The sequence below is a fragment of the Paenibacillus sp. J2L1-98 genome, from assembly GCF_056269405.1.
Genome location: NZ_JBWDNW010000012.1, coordinates 14,560 through 34,261 on the forward strand (window position 1 = coordinate 14,560; position 19,702 = coordinate 34,261).

Annotated in this window: 18 protein-coding genes and 1 pseudogene; 6 read left to right on the forward strand and 13 right to left on the reverse strand. The window is 49.7% G+C overall.

All coding sequences use genetic code 11. From position 1 onward, the window contains the following. Positions 1-49: 49 nt before the first annotated feature. The 7 genes from rocF to AC0YNZ_RS20060 form a co-directional block, all read right to left on the reverse strand. Positions 50-952: an arginase gene (rocF, locus tag AC0YNZ_RS20030; RefSeq protein ID WP_475828274.1), complete on the reverse strand. Its 903-nt coding sequence runs from the start codon at positions 950-952 to the stop codon at positions 50-52. Positions 953-957: 5 nt separating this feature from the next. Beyond that, positions 958-2,169: an ornithine--oxo-acid transaminase gene (locus AC0YNZ_RS20035; RefSeq protein WP_475828275.1), complete on the reverse strand. Its 1,212-nt coding sequence runs from the start codon at positions 2,167-2,169 to the stop codon at positions 958-960. Positions 2,170-2,370: 201 nt separating this feature from the next. Beyond that, positions 2,371-3,330 (reverse strand): phosphotransferase family protein, encoded by a 960-nt coding sequence (locus AC0YNZ_RS20040; protein WP_475828276.1) that lies wholly within the window; start codon positions 3,328-3,330, stop codon positions 2,371-2,373. Between the two features lie 87 nt (positions 3,331-3,417). Beyond that, positions 3,418-3,714 (reverse strand): DUF6509 family protein, encoded by a 297-nt coding sequence (locus AC0YNZ_RS20045; RefSeq protein ID WP_475828277.1) that lies wholly within the window; start codon positions 3,712-3,714, stop codon positions 3,418-3,420. 110 nt (positions 3,715-3,824) lie between these two features. Then, positions 3,825-4,757, reverse strand: a complete 933-nt coding sequence (locus tag AC0YNZ_RS20050) for a manganese-dependent inorganic pyrophosphatase (protein ID WP_110772913.1) — start codon at positions 4,755-4,757, stop codon at positions 3,825-3,827. A 163-nt stretch (positions 4,758-4,920) separates the two neighbouring features. Beyond that, the gene (locus AC0YNZ_RS20055) at positions 4,921-6,642 is read right to left on the reverse strand and encodes a methyl-accepting chemotaxis protein (protein ID WP_475828278.1); all 1,722 of its coding nucleotides are present in this window, start codon (positions 6,640-6,642) and stop codon (positions 4,921-4,923) included. Between the two features lie 257 nt (positions 6,643-6,899). After that, complete coding sequence (locus AC0YNZ_RS20060) at positions 6,900-8,117, reverse strand: helix-turn-helix domain-containing protein (RefSeq protein WP_475828279.1); 1,218 nt, start codon at positions 8,115-8,117, stop codon at positions 6,900-6,902. Between the two features lie 177 nt (positions 8,118-8,294). Between AC0YNZ_RS20060 and AC0YNZ_RS20065 the strand changes: the two genes are divergently transcribed. Genes AC0YNZ_RS20065 through AC0YNZ_RS20080 form a run of 4 tightly spaced genes read left to right on the forward strand, consistent with a single transcriptional unit; the run spans position 8,295 to position 12,429 of the window. After that, positions 8,295-9,341 carry an ABC transporter substrate-binding protein gene (locus tag AC0YNZ_RS20065; protein ID WP_475828280.1) on the forward strand — a complete coding sequence of 349 codons (1,047 nt, stop codon included), beginning with the start codon at positions 8,295-8,297 and terminating at the stop codon, positions 9,339-9,341. A 24-nt stretch (positions 9,342-9,365) separates the two neighbouring features. Continuing rightward, the gene (locus AC0YNZ_RS20070; RefSeq protein ID WP_475828281.1) at positions 9,366-10,244 is read left to right on the forward strand and encodes an ABC transporter ATP-binding protein; all 879 of its coding nucleotides are present in this window, start codon (positions 9,366-9,368) and stop codon (positions 10,242-10,244) included. Next, complete coding sequence (locus tag AC0YNZ_RS20075) at positions 10,237-11,073, forward strand: ABC transporter permease (protein ID WP_475828282.1); 837 nt, start codon at positions 10,237-10,239, stop codon at positions 11,071-11,073. The genes AC0YNZ_RS20070 and AC0YNZ_RS20075 overlap by 8 nt, the downstream gene beginning before the upstream one ends. 15 nt (positions 11,074-11,088) lie before the next feature. Further along, positions 11,089-12,429: an LLM class flavin-dependent oxidoreductase gene (locus AC0YNZ_RS20080; RefSeq protein ID WP_475828283.1), complete on the forward strand. Its 1,341-nt coding sequence runs from the start codon at positions 11,089-11,091 to the stop codon at positions 12,427-12,429. Positions 12,430-12,848: 419 nt separating this feature from the next. On the opposite strand, the gene AC0YNZ_RS20085 is transcribed toward AC0YNZ_RS20080, so the two are convergent. The 3 genes from AC0YNZ_RS20085 to AC0YNZ_RS20095 are packed head-to-tail and all read right to left on the reverse strand — an operon-like array spanning position 12,849 to position 15,671. Further along, a complete protein-coding gene (locus tag AC0YNZ_RS20085) occupies positions 12,849-13,739 on the reverse strand; it encodes a sugar phosphate isomerase/epimerase family protein (protein WP_475828284.1) in 891 nt (296 codons plus the stop codon). Positions 13,740-13,758: 19 nt separating this feature from the next. Next, on the reverse strand, positions 13,759-14,616 hold the full coding sequence (locus tag AC0YNZ_RS20090) for a sugar phosphate isomerase/epimerase family protein (protein WP_475828285.1): 858 nt from the start codon (positions 14,614-14,616) through the stop codon (positions 13,759-13,761). Then, positions 14,613-15,671 (reverse strand): Gfo/Idh/MocA family protein, encoded by a 1,059-nt coding sequence (locus AC0YNZ_RS20095; RefSeq protein WP_475828286.1) that lies wholly within the window; start codon positions 15,669-15,671, stop codon positions 14,613-14,615. Before AC0YNZ_RS20095 ends, AC0YNZ_RS20090 begins: the two co-directional genes overlap by 4 nt. A 140-nt stretch (positions 15,672-15,811) precedes the next feature. Between AC0YNZ_RS20095 and AC0YNZ_RS20100 the strand changes: the two genes are divergently transcribed. Beyond that, positions 15,812-16,684: an AraC family transcriptional regulator gene (locus tag AC0YNZ_RS20100; protein ID WP_475828287.1), complete on the forward strand. Its 873-nt coding sequence runs from the start codon at positions 15,812-15,814 to the stop codon at positions 16,682-16,684. A gap of 101 nt (positions 16,685-16,785) precedes the next feature. Here AC0YNZ_RS20100 and rnhA read toward each other — a convergent pair whose 3' ends face one another. Continuing rightward, positions 16,786-17,442, reverse strand: coding sequence for a ribonuclease H (gene rnhA, locus AC0YNZ_RS20105; RefSeq protein WP_475828288.1), 657 nt, complete (start codon positions 17,440-17,442; stop codon positions 16,786-16,788). A 97-nt stretch (positions 17,443-17,539) separates the two neighbouring features. Beyond that, positions 17,540-17,764, reverse strand: a pseudogene (locus tag AC0YNZ_RS20110) (GNAT family N-acetyltransferase); the annotation flags it as partial. 262 nt (positions 17,765-18,026) lie between these two features. Here AC0YNZ_RS20110 and AC0YNZ_RS20115 point away from each other — a divergent pair. After that, positions 18,027-18,212, forward strand: coding sequence for a hypothetical protein (locus tag AC0YNZ_RS20115; protein WP_056642829.1), 186 nt, complete (start codon positions 18,027-18,029; stop codon positions 18,210-18,212). Positions 18,213-18,579: 367 nt separating this feature from the next. Here the strand turns inward: AC0YNZ_RS20115 and AC0YNZ_RS20120 are convergent, their stop codons facing one another. After that, complete coding sequence (locus AC0YNZ_RS20120) at positions 18,580-19,332, reverse strand: methylenetetrahydrofolate reductase (protein WP_475828289.1); 753 nt, start codon at positions 19,330-19,332, stop codon at positions 18,580-18,582. Positions 19,333-19,702: the final 370 nt, after the last annotated feature.

Below are 19,702 nucleotides of genomic sequence, written 5' to 3' on the forward strand. Positions count from 1 at the left end.
CCTCCTAACAATTCGAATCGATTCATGACGCTCATGACGCTCGTTACAATCAAAGGATCTGCTCGCCGAGCAGCGAGCCGATCAGTTCCACGGCAAGCTTTGCCGTCTGGTCGTGTTGGTCGAGGCTTGGATTTACTTCCACGAATTCTGCCGATGTGACAAGATCGGATTGATACAGCAGCTCCAGCGCAAGATGCGCTTCCCGGTAGCTGAGGCCTCCCCTGACGGGCGTGCCTGTGCCCGGCGCCTCGCGCGGGTCCAGACTGTCGATGTCAAAGCTGACATGGACGCCATCGGTCGTTTGCCTGAACTGCCCGATCACTTTCTCCATCACGCGTGCGATGCCGATCCGGTCGATGTCATGCATCGTATAGCAAGCAATGCCTAATGAGCGGATATACTCCTTCTCGCCGGAATCAAGCGATCTGGCTCCGACAATCGCGACATGCTCCGGCTTTATTTTGGGCGAAATGCCCTTAAGGCCCGTTAGCAGCGGGATGCCTCTCCCGAGGCTAATGCCGAGCGACATCCCATGGATATTGCCCGATGGACTCGTATCCTCCGTATTCAGATCCGAATGGGCATCGAACCAAATGACGCCTAGATTCGCATAATGCTCGGCCAGCCCTGCAATCGTACCGATCGAAATGCTGTGATCGCCGCCCAATACTAACGGGAATGCGTTCTCTGCAACGATTTCCGATACGCGTTCCGACAGCCGGCTGCTTACCTCATGCACCTCGGACAAATGCTTTGCATTAGCCGCCTGAAGCGGCGGCAGCTGCGAGGTTACACTGACCTCCCCCGCCAGCCGATATGAGATATTCAGTTCAGCCAATTTCCGTTCAAGCTCTGCGGCATGTAGTATATGCGCTGGTCCAAGCTCCGCTCCGGGAGTGCCGGCCCCTTTCCCGAAAGGAACCGAAACGACTGCAACCTGTTGAATGTTCATAGCCGTCACTCTCCTGCCAAGTTGCTATTCGCGAAGACAGCTTGAATCCGTTCAAAAGCAAAATCCAGATCATCTTCCGTAATGATGAGCGGCGGCGCTAACCGGATGACATATTCATGTGTTTCCTTGCACAGCAGCCCCAGCTGCATCAGCCTCTCGCAATAAGCTCTCGCAGGCTTTAACAGCTCAATGGCAATAAACAAGCCGCGGCCTCTGATCTCGGCGATATCCGGATGCATGAGCGCCTCGAGCTTCTTCATGAAATAACGCCCTAGCGCAAACGAGCGTTCCGCCAGCTTCTCCTCCACGGTAACGTCCAGCGCAGCGATTGCAACCGCACAGCTCAGCGGATTGCCTCCAAACGTAGAGCCGTGCGACCCTGGCTCGAATACGTCCATAATGGCACTATTCGCAGCAATAGCCGATACTGGCATCACTCCTCCGCCAAGCGCCTTGCCCATAATATAAACGTCGGGGATGACATCCTCCCAGTCGCAAGCGAATCTGCGTCCCGTTCTCCCGAAGCCGGTTTGAATCTCGTCTGCGACGAGCAGCACCTGATGCTCCTCACAAAGCTTAGCCGCCCCTGCAAGAAACCCGTCCGGCGGAATGCGGATGCCTGCTTCGCCTTGGATCGGTTCGAACAGCACCGCAGCGGTATGCGGCTGTATCGCAGCCTTCAATGCATCCAGATCCCCGTAAGGAACAATCCGAAATCCTGGCGTGAAGGGACCAAAGCCTTGCCGGTAAGCCTCCGTTGAGGAGAAAGAGGTTACCGTCAGCGTCCGTCCGTGAAAATTGCCTTCGAATACGATGATTTCCGCCTGATTTTCCGGTATATGCTTGACGCTGTATGCCCAGCGCCGCACTGCCTTTATCGCTGTCTCAACCGCCTCTGCCCCTGTATTCATGGGAAGAATCCGGTCTTTTCCGGTGTAGGCCGCAAGCTTCTCGCAGAAGGCGCCAAGCACCTCGTTGTGAAACGCGCGTGACGTGATGGTGACTTTATCCGCTTGCTCCTTTAACGCTTCAATAATGCGAGGATGACGATGGCCCTGATTCAAAGCAGAATAAGCACTTAACATATCCATGTAGCGCTCGCCTTCGGAATCCTGTACCCACACGCCCTCTGCACTGCTAATGACAATCGGCAGGGGATGATAATTATGGGCGCCGTATTGTTCAGCTAGCTCTATATCCCTCTTTGCCCTGTTCATCACATCACCTGCTCCTTTCTGCTTATTTTGCAAATAAATAGCCTTTTTTCAATTTTATGCGGTTAAGGGGTGACAAATAACAGCGAGGCTCCGCATACGGGTAGAAAGGAACAATTTCTCTGGTGTGAAAATTGAATACTTGCTTTAATAATAGTCGGGGGGAGTGCAAAATGAAAGATAAAAAAGCGGTTTTAATCTCAGCTAGACTGCTAAAAACCGAATCCAGCCTTTTGCCATGTTATCTTGAACCCACTGCAGATGATTATGGTCCTCATATTGCCGGAACGGGCACTCTACGCACAGAATGAGATCCAAATAAAGATCGTAGAGCGCTCTGCGGCCAAGCTGTACCGGCGTAAACGCCGCAGCGCCATACCCAGCCAGAAACGGCGCGGATTGATGAAAGTGGCTGAAATAAAACTCCATCAGCGGATCGCCCCAAAGCGAGCGCTCGAAATCGATAATTCCCGTAACCTTACCATCCTTTATGAACACGTTCCCATCCCACAAATCCCAGTGCAGGAGCCGCGGCTCCGTAACCTCATCGAGCACATCCAGTCTAAGCGATACCTCGTTCCTGATCGTATCGTAGTCTGCCGGCAGCTTTACGCCTTCCCGCTCTCCGTCGGCAAGCACGCTTAGCAGCAATCGATGAAAGGCCTCTCTCCAAGAGGAGTCCGTCTCGCCGCTTGCCGCGTACAGGCCGAAGCGCTCTCCTCGGATATCATTCAATTGACGGTTATAAACGCCAAGCTGATGATCGATCAGATAACGCTGCTCCTCGGTTAGACGATCTTTCACCTTATTGTACGGATCGCCTTCCAGCATCTCCATAATGAAATACTCACAATTTACGAGCGATTCGGATGCGTCATGGGCATATACAGAAGGGACAGGTACGGCGCCGGCTTGCTTCACGAGCCGCAGCACCTCTACCTCCGCCTTCATCAGCCCCTGCTCGTAGCTCATCATCTTCGTAGACGAAGGCGCCGCCGCCTTTACGATGACCGGCCGCCCATCCTCCAGCGTTACTTTATACGCCGCGTTCGCAAAGCCGTCCGTTAGCTCCTTTACAGCAGTTGCTTGTTGATCAAAAACCTTTTTTGTAATCGCTTTCAATTCATCTTCCGTCAGCTTCCGCTTTATTCCGTTTTCCATCATTTCGTATCTCCCCATACCCATTATGGATTTCGCGCGGCCCCCAAGTCCCAGCCAGACGTCTGCTGGCTAGGCGCTTTTGGCCGTTCTTTATTCCCCTGACTGGTCGAAATGCTCCTGACAGAACGCAAGCACCATCTTCTCTTCGTCCTCTTCCAGCTCAAAGTCGATATACTTATTCGAGGAGGTCGTCAAAAACTCATATTTCGCGATGCGGACAGCATCCTCTTCAACCACATAAATCACCCGGAGCGTTACGCCCTCTTCATGATATAGCTCGTCATCCTCAGCAACGTCCAGATCGAGTATGAATTCGTACCTCTTCCCCGTCAAAATGCCAAACGGATCCTTCATTAATTCAGCGCTGTATTCGGTAATCGTAAACATTGTTATCCGCTCCTTCTCTTCTATTATAGCAAAACAAAAGCAGCCTGAAACTTGTTAAACAAGCTCCAGACTGCTGTTTTTTTGATGAACGGCAGCGGCCGTTCAGCTTCTTACAGGCTGCTTAGCGTTTCTGTAAGCACAGGCACGATTTGCGATTTACGGGAAACAACGCCCTTCAATACCGCTTTGTTATCGGACAATGTTACGTTGTAAGCTTTCTCTACAGCATGAGCTTGAGCGCCGAGTGCGAGTGCTACGGAATCATTGTTCAAAATATCAGTTACGACAAGCACGAACAGATCAAGGCCTTTTGTCGCGATAATGTCGTTAAGAGCTGCTTCAAGCTCTGCTTGGCGGGAAATGACATCATTTGTGTCTACCGCGTTTACTTGCGCGATTTCCACTTTGTAGCTGCCCATTGCGAATTCTTTCGCGTCAAGGGAGATCAGCTGCGCAATCGTTTTGTCGCTTAGATCCGCACCTGCTTTAAGCATGTCCAGACCATAGCTTTGCGCGTCAACGCCAGCGATTTCAGCAAGCTCGCGAGCAGCCGCTACGTCTTGCTCTGTGCAAGTCGGCGATTTGAACAGCAAGGAATCGGAAATGATTGCGGACAGCATAAGGCCGGCAATTTCTTTGCGGATTTCTACGCCGTTTTCTTTGTACAATTTATTCAAAATCGTAGCTGTACAGCCTACAGGCTCAGCGCGGAAATAGAGCGGCTGGCTTGTCTCGAAATTAGCGATACGGTGGTGATCGATAACTTCAAGCACGCGTACTCTATCGATGTCGTTCGCGCTTTGTTGACGCTCGTTGTGGTCAACCAAAATGACCGTGTCAGTCTCGTCAGCAACGTTCTCAATAAGGCGGGGAGCTGCAATGCCGAAATAGTTCAGCGCGTATTGCGTTTCGCCGTTAACGTCTCCAAGGCGGATAGCCTCAACGTCAGCGCCTAGCTTCGTTTTCAGCTCAGCGTAAGCAATAGCTGATGTGATAGTGTCGGTATCCGGGTTTTTGTGCCCGAAAATAAGTGTTTTAGTCATTTCAAGTACTCCTTAAAAGTTATTTGTCGGTTGAGCCTCTGTAGTCGTTAGCGGCTCTTAACCTTTTGTTGATTATATACTAAAAACCATTATAACTTTAAGTGTTCCTTATTCCTATACCTTTACACCGGATTAAATTATAAAATTTGTGAATATTGAATGGCTATACAATAAAACGCTTATTCAGCGATGTGAGCTCGTCAGACATGGAACGAATCAGCTCTGCCGAAGTGCTGACCTCGTCCATGGAAACGATCTGCGCGCCGGAATTTGCCGCGATTCCTTCGAAATGCTGAGCAGCTTGGCGGGAAATCCGCTCCATCTCCTCGACCGATGCCGCTACTTCCTCCGATTCGGCAGATACCTCCTCCGAAGCCGCCGACACCTCTTGCAGCTGCACGTTCACCTGCTCCAGTCCGGTTACGATCGAATGGAAAGCGGCGCCTGCATCCTTAACGAGATACAATCCCGACTCCACCTTCTTCGTACTCGACTCCATGTCCGACGAGAGCTTCGCGGTTTGCTCCAGGATAGCCGTAATTAAGTCGCTGATTTGCGTTGCCGATATTTGCGATTGCGTCGCAAGCTTGCGCACTTCCTCCGCTACGACAGCAAACCCTTTGCCGTTCTCTCCGGCATGAGACGCTTCGATAGCCGCGTTAAGCGCAAGCAAATTCGTCTGCTTGGCGATGCCCGCCATCACATTTGTAATTTCCCCGATCTCGCCGGAACGGCTTTCCAAGCGCTTCGTTGCTTCCAGCATTTGCCTAGCTGTATGATGAATGGACTCCATCTCCGCCATCGCATGAACGATCAACTCATTGCCGCGCTCAGTTTGGTCCATTGTCTCCTGCGCAACATCCGACACGACCGCAGCCGATTCCGTAATCCGCTGCATGCTGTGCGTCATACCTTCTACCGCCTTCGTCATATCAGCCGCTCTGATGACTTGAATATTCGCGCCGCCTGAAGCATCCTGCATGCTGGCCGCTATTAAGCGGCTCGCTTCCGTCGTCCTCCGGGCATGGCTTGATACCCCCTCCGAGGTTTGGAGCAGACGCTCCGAGTTGTCCCGCATACTTCGAATAACAGTCCGCGTATTCGATACGAGCTGCTCGAAGGTTTTCGCCAAATGTCCGATTTCATCCTTGCGGTTCGTCTTAATAACAACCGTCATATCGCCCTCTCTCACCTTCGCGACCTGCGTCGTCAGCTGAAGCAAGGGGCGCGTTAAATAGCTGGCCAGTACAAACACAAGCAGCATGCCGGCAGCAATGATGCCGAGAGTGACGTATAATGCCGCCTTTCGGTTGTCGTCCATCAGCGCAAAAACATTCGTTGCGTCGAAATCCGCGCCGACTACGCCGAGCAGCTTCCCATCCTTGCTTTTGAGAGGAACGTACGCCGTTATCGTCGCACCGTAATCCGGATCATTCGTTAATTCGCCGATTTGTGCCTGACCCTCAGCGAATGCCCGGACCATACCCGGATATTCGTTTTCCTCAGGATCGCCTAGAGCCGAGAAGTCCTCGCTATCCACATCCTGCGGCGCGCCGTCGACTATATAATAATAGACAGCTTTGCCGTCCTTCTCTGTTTTCGCGAGCGTGTACAAATATTTCAGTCCGTTCATTTCCCGAAGAGCATTAAGCTGGCCGCGCAGCCTCGTGTAGTATTCCGTCTCCCCCGCATCAATGCTGAGATTAGCGTAAGCCTCTAAATCAACCAGCTTCGCTGCATTCTCCGCGACAAGCTGAGCCTGTGCGCCCAAAGAGCTTTCAATTAATTTCGTCGACGACCGGTAAATCGTAAAACCAAGCACTGCCCCCGCAAGCAAAATTAGACTAGAGAAAAATAATACCATCCGTGTTAATAAGCGATTCAACCGAATTCCCCTTCCCCGTGTGCGAAACTGAAACTGACTTTGACACTATTTTACAAGATTCAAATCTCAAGATAATGAAATGAGAAGCATAAAGCTGCTCAAAGCATAAAAAAGAGGCCATCTAACCTTTTATCGGCTAGAAAGTCCCCTGCAATTATAGCTCTATTCTTCTATTGACCGGTTTAGGGGCTAACAGATGCGTTATTGTAGTTGGAAGGCTTTCTAACCGGCATTGGAACAATACTGCCTTTCCCTGTCTAATAAAGCTGCTCCTGCTCCCATTCGCCTGCCAGCAAGCTGTCACTCGGCAAAGGTAAATTTAGCGACTTAATCGCTTGGTTTAAATATTCCGAGCTGTATTTAATCTCTCCGTTATTAACGAACAGCCCTCCCTCTACTCGGGCATTCTCCTGCTTCAGCAACTTAAGCGTGCCGATATCCTTCCTGTACAAGGCCGCATCCCACCTTATTTTCTCTAAGACGCGGGTCACTACCTCTCCAGGGATTCCTTTTATCCGCGCTATGATTTTGGCTGCTTTGGCAGGTTCCTTCCGCATAAGCTCATGCACTCTGATGTGCGCCTTTAGGTAAGCGACGATAATCGGGCGATTTTGGCCAGCCCAGCTCTCTTCAGCGACGATTCCGGTCAAATAATCCTCTCCAAGCCCCTCTTGAAAAAATACTTGTCCCGTACCGTGATACTGGACCAAACTTAAGTATGGCTCCGTCATGACGCTGCCTTCGATTTGCCTTTTTGCGATACCCGACATGCTTGCATCCATTGCCTGGTGTATGATTTGGTTATGGCTGCCGCCAACTGCGTTCATCAGTTTCGATAACCGGTATCCCGAGCTTGACTGCGCAACCGTGCTCAGCTTCAAGCCCGAAATATCAGATGCGTCGCGAATTTGAATGCCCTTGCGCACGACAAGAGAAATGCCGTGTCCATGGGGCGATTTACCGTCAAACGCAAGCAGAACGGATTGAAACGCCGGCAGCAGCTGCGCAAGCGAGCTGCTTAGGGCAATGGGATAGTCGCCTAAGGAAGCGATTTGCACATGGCCGCCGATCATGCCTTTAACGAGTTCAGGGCCATTCGCGGCGTCCACCCATTTCACTTGCCCTATTCGCACAGGCGAAGTAACAGAGAGCTCCTCTTCGAACCAGCCAAGCTCCTTCATGATGAGCGCTGTCCATACATGAGCATAACCGCTCTGGTAACCAATTGTGATCGTCCGGGGCTCTTGGAGATTTGCTGCCGGGTTCATCCCGGATGCGAAAGCAGGCTGAGCTATTCCCGAAGAGTGATGCTTAATCCATCGTTCCAGTTCCGCTTTATCTATTAAAATTTCTTTCCCTAATTTAGTGAATGGAAGCCGTTTATGCTTGCGCCATCTATCGAATGTGGACCGGCTGACACCAAGCATATCAATCGCTTCATGTATAGAGAGTAGGTTTAAACGCTGATGAGTCATTAATATCCCGCCTTCTTTGACAAATTCAAAGCCCTCATTGTCATTCCTCGTCATTCATGGTCATTCGTCGTCATTTCATTGACAATTCACGAGACTGATCCTATAGTCAATTATAGAAATTAATTCAAAGTAAGTCTATAGGAATTTCAGTATTTCGAACAACGGGAGGGTTATTCAATGAAAACAACATCACAAAAAAAAATCAGCTCCGTCTTACTCCTGCTTATAGCAGCAGCTATCCTGCTATCGGCTTGCGGGAACAAGGAGGCTGCAAAAGCAAGTGCGGGAAATGACGGATTGCCGGAAGTATCCGAGCTGCGTTATCAAGGCTGGACCGGCTCCGTCTCTTTTCCTGAATTAGCGGAGGACTTGGGGTATTTGGCACCGCTCAAGCTGAAATATATCGGCAATACGATCAGCGGACCTCAAGATATCCAATCCGTCGTTACAGGAGATACCGACTTTGGCGGCGCCTTTAACGGGGCGATCGTCAAGCTGATTGCGGCTAAAGCGGAGATCACCTCCGTCCTCGCTTATTACGGCTCTGATGAGAATACCTGGACGGGTTATTATGCGCTGGACGGCAGCCCTATCAAATCCGCTAAGGATCTCATTGGCAAAAAGGTCGGCATGAATACGCTCGGCGGTCACCATGAAGCGGTTATTAAAGAATATTTGCGCAGAGCAGGATTAACCCTGGAGGAAATTAAACAGGTAACGCTGGTCGTCATACCGCCAGTCTCAACCGAGCAGGCACTGCGTGACAAGCAAATCGACATCGCCTCGTTGGGCGGGGTGTTAAGAGATAAAGCATTGGAGCGCGGCGGCATTCATCCTTTATTCAAAGATACCGATTTGTTCGGAATCTTTAGCGCAGGAAGCTATGTTCTCTCCAACAAATTCATTAAAGACAATCCGAATGCGACACGGTTATTCGTTGAAGCGACTGCCAAAGCCATCGAATGGGCTCGCGAAACGCCTAGAGAAGAGGTTATTGCCCGTTACGAAGCGATCATTAACAAACGCGGCAGAAAGGAAGATGCTTCATCTGTTAAGTATTGGCGGAGCACAGGCGTTGCAGGGAAAGGCGGTTTGATCTCCGATAAAGAATTTGATACGTGGATCAATTGGTTTGAGGCGGAAGGCACGCTGAAGAAAGGCCAAATCAAGGCGTCGGATTTGTATACGAACGAGTTCAGTCCTTACCTGAATGAAACCAAGTAATCCATCCAGAGGGAGAGGTGCCGTATGACAGCGAAAATAAGCATTCAGCATGTTCAGAAATCATTTCGAATCCAAAGAAACTTAGGACATATAAAGGAAAACTCGCAGCCCGTATCCGCGCTAAGAGATATTAATCTGGATGTCAAGCAAGGAGAATTCATGGTTATCGTCGGTCCCAGCGGCTGCGGCAAATCAACGCTTCTTGATTTGCTTGCCGGACTAACAAAGCCAAATAGCGGCCAAATATTACTCGACGGCAAAGCGATTACCGGACCTAATCTGGATCGAGGCATCGTCTTCCAGCAATATGCCTTGTTTCCATGGAAAACAACGCTCGCTAATGTCGAGTTCGGCTTGGAGGCGAAGGGCATCGGCCGCAAGGAACGAAGGGAAATCGCACAGCAGTATATTGCTTTGGTCGGCCTTGCCGGATTCGAGAATCGTTATCCGCATGAGCTCTCCGGCGGGATGAAGCAGCGGGTAGCCATTGCAAGAAGCCTCGCCTATGATCCTGAGGTGCTGCTTATGGATGAACCGTTTGCCGCGCTTGACGCGCAAACGCGCGAAACGCTGCAAAGCGAGCTGCTCCGCATCTGGGAAGCGACCAAGAAAACGATTATTTTCATTACACATGGCATTGAAGAAGCCGTCTACCTGGGGCAGCGCGTCGCTGTCATGACCTCTCGTCCCGGACGGATCAAGCAAGTTATCGATATCCCCTTCGAATCCCGCAGAAGCGAGGAGGATCTGAGGGCAAATCCTGAGTTCGTCAAACTGCGCCATGAAATATGGGATTTGCTTAAGGACGAGGTAAGCCGGGCTCAGGAGCAAGAAAAGACGAAAACATTAAGCAGCTTTCCAAGCGGTAATTCATCTTTGAAGGAGGTGGCTAACGATGGCTAACGGCAGCGCGGGTGAAACAGTTATCCTTCGTGACAACAAAGGTTTTTTAGCAGTTGAATGGTCTTTGTCTAAGCTGCGCAAGGCGTTCAAAGTATCGGTCGTCATCGCCTCCCTGCTTATCTTCTGGGAGCTTGCACCGAGAATCGGACTCGTTAATATTACGTTTTTCCCTCCCTTAAGCGAGGTGCTCAGCGCTTGGTGGCAACTGCTCATTTCCGGTGATTTGGCAGAGCATACGTCAGCCAGCTTATTGCGGTCAGCCGGCGGATTTCTGCTCGCCATCGTCATCAGCATCCCGCTCGGGCTAGCTATCGGCTGGTGGAAGTCCGTGTCCGAGTATTTAAATCCTTTGCTGGAATTGATGAGGAACACGGCGGCTTTGGCCATCCTTCCGGTCTTCATCCTGCTGCTCGGTCTTGGCGAGACCTCGAAGATTGCCATTGTTCTTTATGCGTGCTTTTTCCCGCTCTTGCTAAACACTATCAGCGGTGTTCAAAACGTAGACCCGCTCTTGATTAAATCCGCCCGCTCCATGGGCCTGTCTTCCGTTCGATTATTTTACAAGGTCATCATCCCCGCCGCGCTTCCAACGATGTTCGTTGGTATTCGGCAGGCTGGTGCCAGTTCGATACTCGTTCTCGTGGCCGCCGAGATGGTTGGCGCCCAATCCGGACTCGGTTACTTGATTCAATATGCGCAATTCAACTTCCAAATCCCGAACATGTATGCCGGCATTATTTCGATCTCAGTTATCGGCTTGATTATTAATTATTTATTGGTTGGGTTAGAGAAACGTTTGACTAGATGGAAACAAACCCACAGCGAATAGAAAGGTGAGATGAGGATGAGCCAAATAACGAGGCAGCTGCATTTGAACTTATTTATTATGAACGCAGGACACCATGAGGCAGCCTGGAGACATTCAAGCACGGAGCCGCAAAATATTACCGATATTCGTTATTTCCAGCGGCTGGCGAAGACGGCCGAGGCTGCTAAATTCGATTCGCTATTTTTGGCAGACGGCTTAGCGGTTAACAATAATATCAAGCATGGCGCTTTCGTCGGACTTGAACCGTTTACGCTGCTTTCCGCGCTCGCATCCGTAACCGATCATATCGGCCTAATCGGAACCGTCTCGACCACCTACAACGAGCCGTTTCATGTTGCGCGCAAGTTTGCCTCGCTCGATCATATCAGCAAAGGACGCGCGGGCTGGAATATCGTCACCTCCGGAAGCGCGGTGGAAGCAAACAATTTCAGCAAGGACACCCATTTGGAGCACAGCAAACGTTATGAACGGGCGAATGAGTTTCTGAAAGTGACGACGGGACTTTGGGACAGCTGGGAGGACGATGCTCTGATTATCGACCGCGATTCGGGCACCTTTGCCGATCATCAGAAGGTCCGGAGCATCAATCATGCCGGAGATGTCTTTAAAGTACGCGGTCCGCTCAACATTCCCCGCTCGCCGCAGGGCTATCCGGTGCTTGTTCAAGCCGGCTCCTCCGAGGACGGCAAGGAATTTGCCGCTCAGTACGCCGAGGCGATATTCACAGCTCAGCAAACCTTAACGGAAGCGCAGCATTTTTATTCCGACGTAAAGTCCAGATTGGTCAAATACGGCCGCACTCCCGAGCAATTGCTGATTCTGCCCGGCATTTGCCCGATCATCGGAAGCAGCGAATCGGAAGCAAAGGAAAAAGAACAGGAATTAAATGAGCTGACCATCATAGATTATGGCTTAAACCAGCTCTCGAATATGTTGAACGTCGATCTGTTCACCTATCCGCTCGACGGAAAGCTGCCTGAGCTTCCAAGTCTGGAGGAGATCAACGGCAACAAGAGCCGCTTCCAATTAGTCGTCGACTTGGCGGCGCGCGAGGACCTTACGATTCGTCAATTGCTTCACCGCCTGGCGGGAGGACGCGGACACCGCACCTTCGCAGGCACTGCCGTCCAAATAGCCGATCAGCTTGAGGAATGGTTTGTGAAGGGCGGCAGCGACGGCTTTAATGTCATGCCTCCTTACCTGCCTGCTGGTCTTGAAGAGTTTGCGGAGCAGGTTATACCTGAGCTGCAGCGCCGGGGACTATTCCGAACCAGCTATACAGGCAGCACGCTTCGCGAGCATTTTGGACTAGAAAGACCTGTTAATCAATATTCGTCACTAGCTGTTTCTAACTAGCGGAATCTGGCAAGAGCAAATGGTTTAATGTTCAGAGGAATGCTGGAGAAAGCTGCTCAACGACCTTGCATACCGATGCAGCGGCGGCAACCCGCCGCTGTATCCGATCGACAGCCAAAGCCGGGTTTCATGATCCAGCATTATTGTTCCCCTAAGGAAATAGATCTAAAATTTAGATCTATCTCCTCGATTCTCTGCTGAAACACTCGCTAAAGTCCCTATATCCTGCATATAGATCTAAAAACTAGACCTATTTACCACGAGAAATTGAAATGCAACCAAATAGATATAATAATTAGATTTAATCTCCCCTGTAACCGCAAGCCCGGATCTTTCACTTGTAAACAAGATGCGCTGCAAGCAAGCACAAAAAAAGGTGGGGGAATTAATTCTCCCTTCACCTTCTGTTGTAACCCCTGTTACGCCCTAAACCCTTTCAAAAACCGAACAGCCTTGCTAATATCCGCCTCTGGATTAGTACCGACCTCGCGTTCGATCGTCAAATAGCCGGTATAGCCAATCTCCTGAAGCGCCCGCAGGTAAGCCGGCCAATCCACGCCGCCCTCTCCGAGCGGAACCTCGCGGAACGCCGAGCCGGATTCGGCCATTACGGCAATTTTCTCATGGTCGAGCGATACCTCATAGCCATAATCTCCGTAGACGTCACGAGGGTCGATATGACCAAGCTTTACGCCATCCTTCGCATGAGTATGAACGATATAATCTTTCAAATTGCGGACGCCTTGAACGGGATCATCGCCCGTTACCATCACCATGTTGGCAGGGTCGAAATTAACCGCTACTCCCTTCGTGCCGAGGCCATCAAGGAAGGATTTCAAATGAGAGGAGGTTTCGGGTCCCGTCTCAATGGCGAAGTACGCGTTCATATCGCTTGCAAAACGGGCCAGTTCTTCACAGGCGGAATGCATCGTCTCGTAAACGCGGCTGTTCTTGTCGCCCGGCACAATTCCGATATGCGTTGTAATGATGTTTGTTCCAAGCTCCATGCCAAGCTCCATAATCCGCTTGGATTTATCGATCTTTTCGCGGTTTTCCGCCGGGTCCTGAAATCCGTGGCCGCCCAAATCGCCGACTAAGGCGGAAATATCGAGGCCAAGCGCTTCGATATAGGACTTCCATTCTTTTCTCGCCGCTGCCCCGAGGTTAGCCGGATCCAGCTCGCCGTGCACCGCGTACATTTGTACGCCATCCGCACCTACCTGCTTCGCTTTGAGCAGGCCTTCCTTCACCCCAACCTGAAAGCTGTCCACGATAACGCCAATTTTATTCGTTATAATAGGCAATGCCATATCCGCCTCGCTCCTTCGGTTATAGTTCATTCCATACGCGCTTTACGAATTCGAAGCCAAGCCTCGTGCCAAGCCGGCATTCTTCCAAGCCTTCAAACTCGATGGATATAAAATCATTGTAGCCGCTTTCCTTCACCAGTCGCAGCACTTGCTGCATCGCGATATCGCCATGCCCGACGATTGCGCCGCGCAGCCAGTTGCCGCTAGACGACTTAAACCAGCCTTCGCCCAGCCTTTCCGTAGACGGACGATAATAGAAGTCCTTGATATGCACCATGGAAGCAAAGCTAATATTGTTTGCGACGGCGGCAGCAGGATTCTCATCCACGCATAAGAAGTTGCCTACGTCCAGCGTCGTCCTAAAGTTTGGACGGCCTACTGCCTTAACGAGCGCCTGCACGCGGTCGCTGTGCTGAATATAATAGCCATGATTCTCTACGCTAGTTGTAATGCCGAATGGGGCTGCATAGTCCGCGACAGCTTGGCAAGCTGCAGCCAGCCTCGGCAGCTCCTGGAGGAAATTAGAAATCGATAGATTGCTAGACGATGCTACGTCATGACGCATCTTCTTCACGCCGAGCGCTGCCGCGATATCCACCTCATGCTTCAAGCGTGCAAGCTCCTGCTCGTACTGCTCCTCGTTCAAGCCGGAAAAATTCGCGCCTACCGCATAGTTGGACAGCTCGATTCCGCTCTCCTCCGCCTGCTTCTTAATGACTTCGATTAACTCCGGATTTTCGGTAAGGTTGAAGCCCATCGGTACGATTTCCGCATGCTCCGCGCCAATAGATGCTATATATGCGATCGCTTCCCGGATCGTCATTTCGCCACTGTTAATTGCATTGTATAAGCTGTACGTGCTGATCCCCAGCTTCATAAACGCACCTCCGCCCCTTTCGCTGCCGATTCATAAATACCGACCAGTATTTTCATGATTTCCACGCCATCCTCAACAGGACTGATCGGCTGCCGGCCGTTTGATACGCAGTCGATGAAATGGTCGATTTCATTCTGGAAAGCTCCCACGAAATCGAAGCCTTTATTGTCCGTCTGCGGATATATGTTTAAGATCGTGTCGTTCTGCTCCGTTACAATAACCGTCTCCGGATCGATCTCAAAACCGCCTTTCTCCCCGTAAAGCTTAACCGCGGACTCATTAGACTTGGCATGCAGCGTGAAGCTGACATCAACGAGCAGCGAAGCCCCGTTCTCGAAGCGGATAAGCGCATTTGCCAAATCTTCGACTGTATTTTTGCCCGCATCGAAATCGGCCGCTTGGTAATAACTTAAATTTTTGACATTCGAGCGATTGCCAAGCTTGCGGTAAGTATTCGCGCTAACCGATACCGGCTTTGGCCGGCCCATCATATACCAGCACAGGTCGATGACATGGACGCCAATATCAATGAGCGGCCCGCCGCCCGAGCGTTCGATATCGGAGAACCAGCCGCCCGGATTGCCAAGACGCCTGAGCGTCGACGCTTTGGCAAAATAAATTTCGCCAAACTCTCCTCTGTCTACCATTGCATGCAGCAGCTGCGCGTTCGTATCGTAACGGCGGACGAATCCGACCTGAAGCAGCTTGCCTGATTTGGCAACGGCCTCTTGTATGAGAAGCGCATCCCCGACGGTGCGGCATAGCGGCTTCTCGACCAGCACATGCTTGCCCGCTTCAAGTGCGGCAATGCTAATTTCAGCGTGCGTATTGTTCCACGTACATATGCTGACCGCTTCAATAACCGGATCGGCAAGCAGCTCGCGGTAATCGGTATAAACCTTTTCTGCGCCGTATTTCTCAGCCGCCGCCCTAGCCCGCTCCTCGTTCAAATCGCACACCGCGTAAAGGTTCGCATTCGGGTTTTTCTTATAGGAATCTAAATGGAATGACGAGATAGAGCCTGTTCCAATAACCGCAATTTTTACCGGCTTCATTGCTAATCTCTCCTTTGATTGTATCGCATGGATTTGCATGTCTATACTTTCGTATTATAATGGTTTCAACATGCAACTCCATGTAAAGCTGTGCGGTTTGTTTGTACAATTGTGCTATCCTGATGAGGAGGTCGAGCAAGGTGGAGAAATTCGAAGAGCTGCGCGAGCCCATGGACATGCCTGATCCGCATTTTCCGATCAAGCTGCACCGGAATGCCTTCGACCAGCAGGGAGTAGTCATTTTCCCGCATCACTTTCATGAGCATCTTGAGTTTCTATATATTATTACGGGTGAAGCCTACATTGAATGCGGTTCAACGACGATTATGGCTTCCGCAGGAGATCTTATCGTCGTGAACAGCAACGAGCTGCATTACGGAATCAGCATGTCGTCAAATTTGTACTACTATGCGCTCATTGCCGACATTTCCTTGCTGCACAGCCAGTCGGTGGACGCCGCCGAAACCAAATTCATTACGCCGATCACGCAGAACCGCTTGCTGCTGCGAAATGATATCGGCGCTGACAGCAAAGTAACTTCCTGTATGCTTGCTATAATCAATGAGCTGGAGCAGCGGGAGTTCGGTTATGAGCTTGCCATTAAGTCGGAATTGTACCGGCTGCTGACACTGCTGCTGCGCGCTCATGTCGCCACCGTGCTTACGCAGGACGAATATGCCGAGCGCATGAAAAACATCGAGCGGTTCGCGCCCGTCTTCCAATACATCGAGAAGCAATACAAGGACGAGTTGTCCGTCGAGATGCTGGCGGGTATGGCTAATCTAAGCCGCTACCACTTCAGCCGCCTGTTCAAAGAATTGAGCGGCCATACGGTAACGGAATACGTTACCTTGACACGCCTCGGCAAAGCCGACTATTTGCTGCGCCACAGTCCGCTGTCGGTATCGGAGGTTGCAGCCGCAACGGGCTTTAATGACATCTATTACTTTAGCAAAACGTTTAAGAAGCACAAAAAAGTTTCCCCGTCATCGCTCCGGGGAAACCGAATGTAATTATAGCTGCCGCTTCATTGCTGCTTCCTTCCGTAATGCGAAGTGCCTCCCATAATCTAGCCGAGTCTTATGTATACTGCCCTTCCATTCCATATACGCTATTATTTCCGGCCAAAATCAGCTTTAATTTCTCCCCACTCCTCGGTATTCCATTTCAAAACCTTATTCGTATACGTATGCGTTTGAAGCCACTTAACCGCCTCATCCGTCAGCTCCCATATTTTCGCTGTCGAGGCATCCCGCTTTAAAGTCGAGGCTGCCTTCTTATTGCGAAGCCAGCTGAGCGCCGTTCTGGAATCGCTGTAGATCGTTTTATCGCTGCCCTTCTCCTTCAGATAGGAAAGAGCATGTACGATTGCGATAAACTCGCCCAAATTATTCGTTCCGTTCGGGATCGGGCCGACATAAAATAAAATCTCGCCGGTCTGCGTATCGACGCCTTTGAACTCAACGGGACCCGGGTTGCCTCTCGTGCCCACGTCAACGGATATACTATCGTAGTCGATGGATGCCGCTTCCGCTTGCAGCAAGACAGGCTGCTTCAAACCGGTGCCTGTTTTGGCGCCTGCAGTTTCCTTGCCCTTACCCCAATGATTGCGCCAGCCCTCCTTAAACGCCGCATCCGCGAGCGGCTTCGTCTCGAAGGACTTATACTTAGCATCCTGCACACCGCTCACCTGCGCCTGGCATTCCGGCCAAGATGTAAACACGCCAGTCTTCTTGCCAACCCAAACCACATAATATTTCCCTTTTGCCATTCGTCTGAAATACCACCTTCATTTTAATTGAGACACAAACGGCTCTCCATCGCATCCGCTTAGTTTATTTTACCATCGCCGCGCTCAAAATCGAGCATCAGATAAAATCCTCAAAAGCTAAATAATAAACCGGATAATTGGGAAGCTGCTTAAAGCAAAGTTTATTTGCGATCGCAATCGAATCCTTGCGAAAATATTCTGTCGTCCAGTGTGGTGTCCCGCCGAGACTGAGACATTTATTAATGAACGCCATTGCCATTGCGCTCGCAAGCCCCTTGCCGCGGTGCTCAGCCGCATACGTGTTAATCCCGATTTCATACTCATCTGCGCTTACAACCTTTTATAGCTTTCTATCGTTTGCAATTCATGGATCATTGGCATCCCTCGCATGTACAATTTTCTCTATTCGTATATCGCTTCCCTGCTTCAAACAAGACGATTTTTGGAGTATGTAAGCACCCATGGTTTAACACGTGCTCGCTGTCGGACTTGGTCAGGGCAGGAAGTATGTAAAGAGATGCATGAACCACGTTTCTTGGACATAATATTTAAATATAAAAGCGCTTCCAAAAGGAGTTGGTCATATGTTTAACCCTGAAGAATGGACAAAACTATTCATGACTATTCAAGGTAAATCTAAGACCGTCTACATCAACGAACATACGGGACTATCCAAACTACGAGTCACCTTTACAAAAGAGCAGCAAATGGCGCTAGATCGTAAAAGGGTGGATACAGGCGGTCCGTTATTACAGAATAGAGGTGAATAACATCGTACAAAAGAAGACGATCGTGGAGAAAATAAAAAAAACATTCATTTATAACCGATTAAACTTTCTTCTCTGGGTAAAAACGGGAGATAATAGATACCTAAAGCGGATCAATAAGTAAGCCTAAGGGGTCCATTAAACGACACCCTTTTTTTATTTTCAGTTTAAATTAATATAGTTTCGACTGACGCTATCGTCAATATGCCCGATTTCTCGATAATTTGATTAAAACTCAAAAACCCATAAGCTGGTCACTTTTTTCAAAATGTCCATCATACGGGTCTCAGTTCAAAGTCAGCTTAAACGCCTGGGTTTTCACAATCAATCGGATTATTTCGGTCAAATCAAACGATTTGGTTAACAAGCTTTACACCAGCACTTTGTTGAATACACCGTCAAAATAAGCCGCCATATCAACCTTAATCGGCATAAAGTAAATATTGCTCTTCGTTTGCTTCGTGAAGTCCAAAGCCTTTCTGGAGAAAGCAATATTCCAATCTAATGTCGGCTGAAAATCCGATGGAAAAACGACATTATTTCTCGTTTCCCAATATTTTTGAGACCCGGCCGAGACGACCGGCGATACGCCCCAAAAAATATCCGAGCCCTCCAGCATTTCCGAATAAAGCTCTATTAACCGCAGATCGAAAAACGGCTGCGTAAAGAAGCCGTCTGCTCCAGCCTCCAATTTTCTTTGCACATACTCATATTCCTCACGCATGCTGCCCCGATACGGATCTATCGCTGAATAAACTTTGATATGGGGGTGCTCCTTCTTGATTTTGGTAATTAAATCGGTGCACGTCGTCGGATATACCTGATGCCCGCTATTTTTTGGAGCATCACCCGTGACGACGAGCACCTCGGTAATACGATGCTTATCTAAGCGGTCGATGAATGGAAGCGGCTTCGAGCTATCGAAATCCATTGCCCTGATATGGGGAATGCAAAACTCATATAGTGATCTGGACATGCAGGACGCTTCCCAGCTGCGGAGCTCGAATCTCAACAAATCTGGTATATTTATCGTATTAATTTCAGGAAAATTTTCTTTAATCAATTGAAGCTCCGCTTTCAGCACAGCCTCGTCTCTTGGAACAAGCTCTAACGAAATTCTCACTTCATAATCTCCTTACTCCCTATAGAATGAACAAATTCATACGTTCTATCATAATTGTAATCTGTATAATAATACATATTACCGAATTTAAATTCATATATCCAATAAGTTTAATAAGGTCTTACTATCATTTTTCCTTATAAAGCATATTTATTCGCACCTATAGCACTAGACTTTCGGCAGTCCTACATAGTCTCTGCTTGCAGAAGCTCGCCTATTTTGAACAATGAAATGTATGTAAAGCCTGCCGCCTCAAGGTTGGATCTCCCCAATGGGTCCCTTTCGATAACCGACATAACGGTCGATATTTCAGCCCCATACTTCTTCAAATCATTAGAATCCCTCCATCGCCATTTTGTGCATAAAAAAA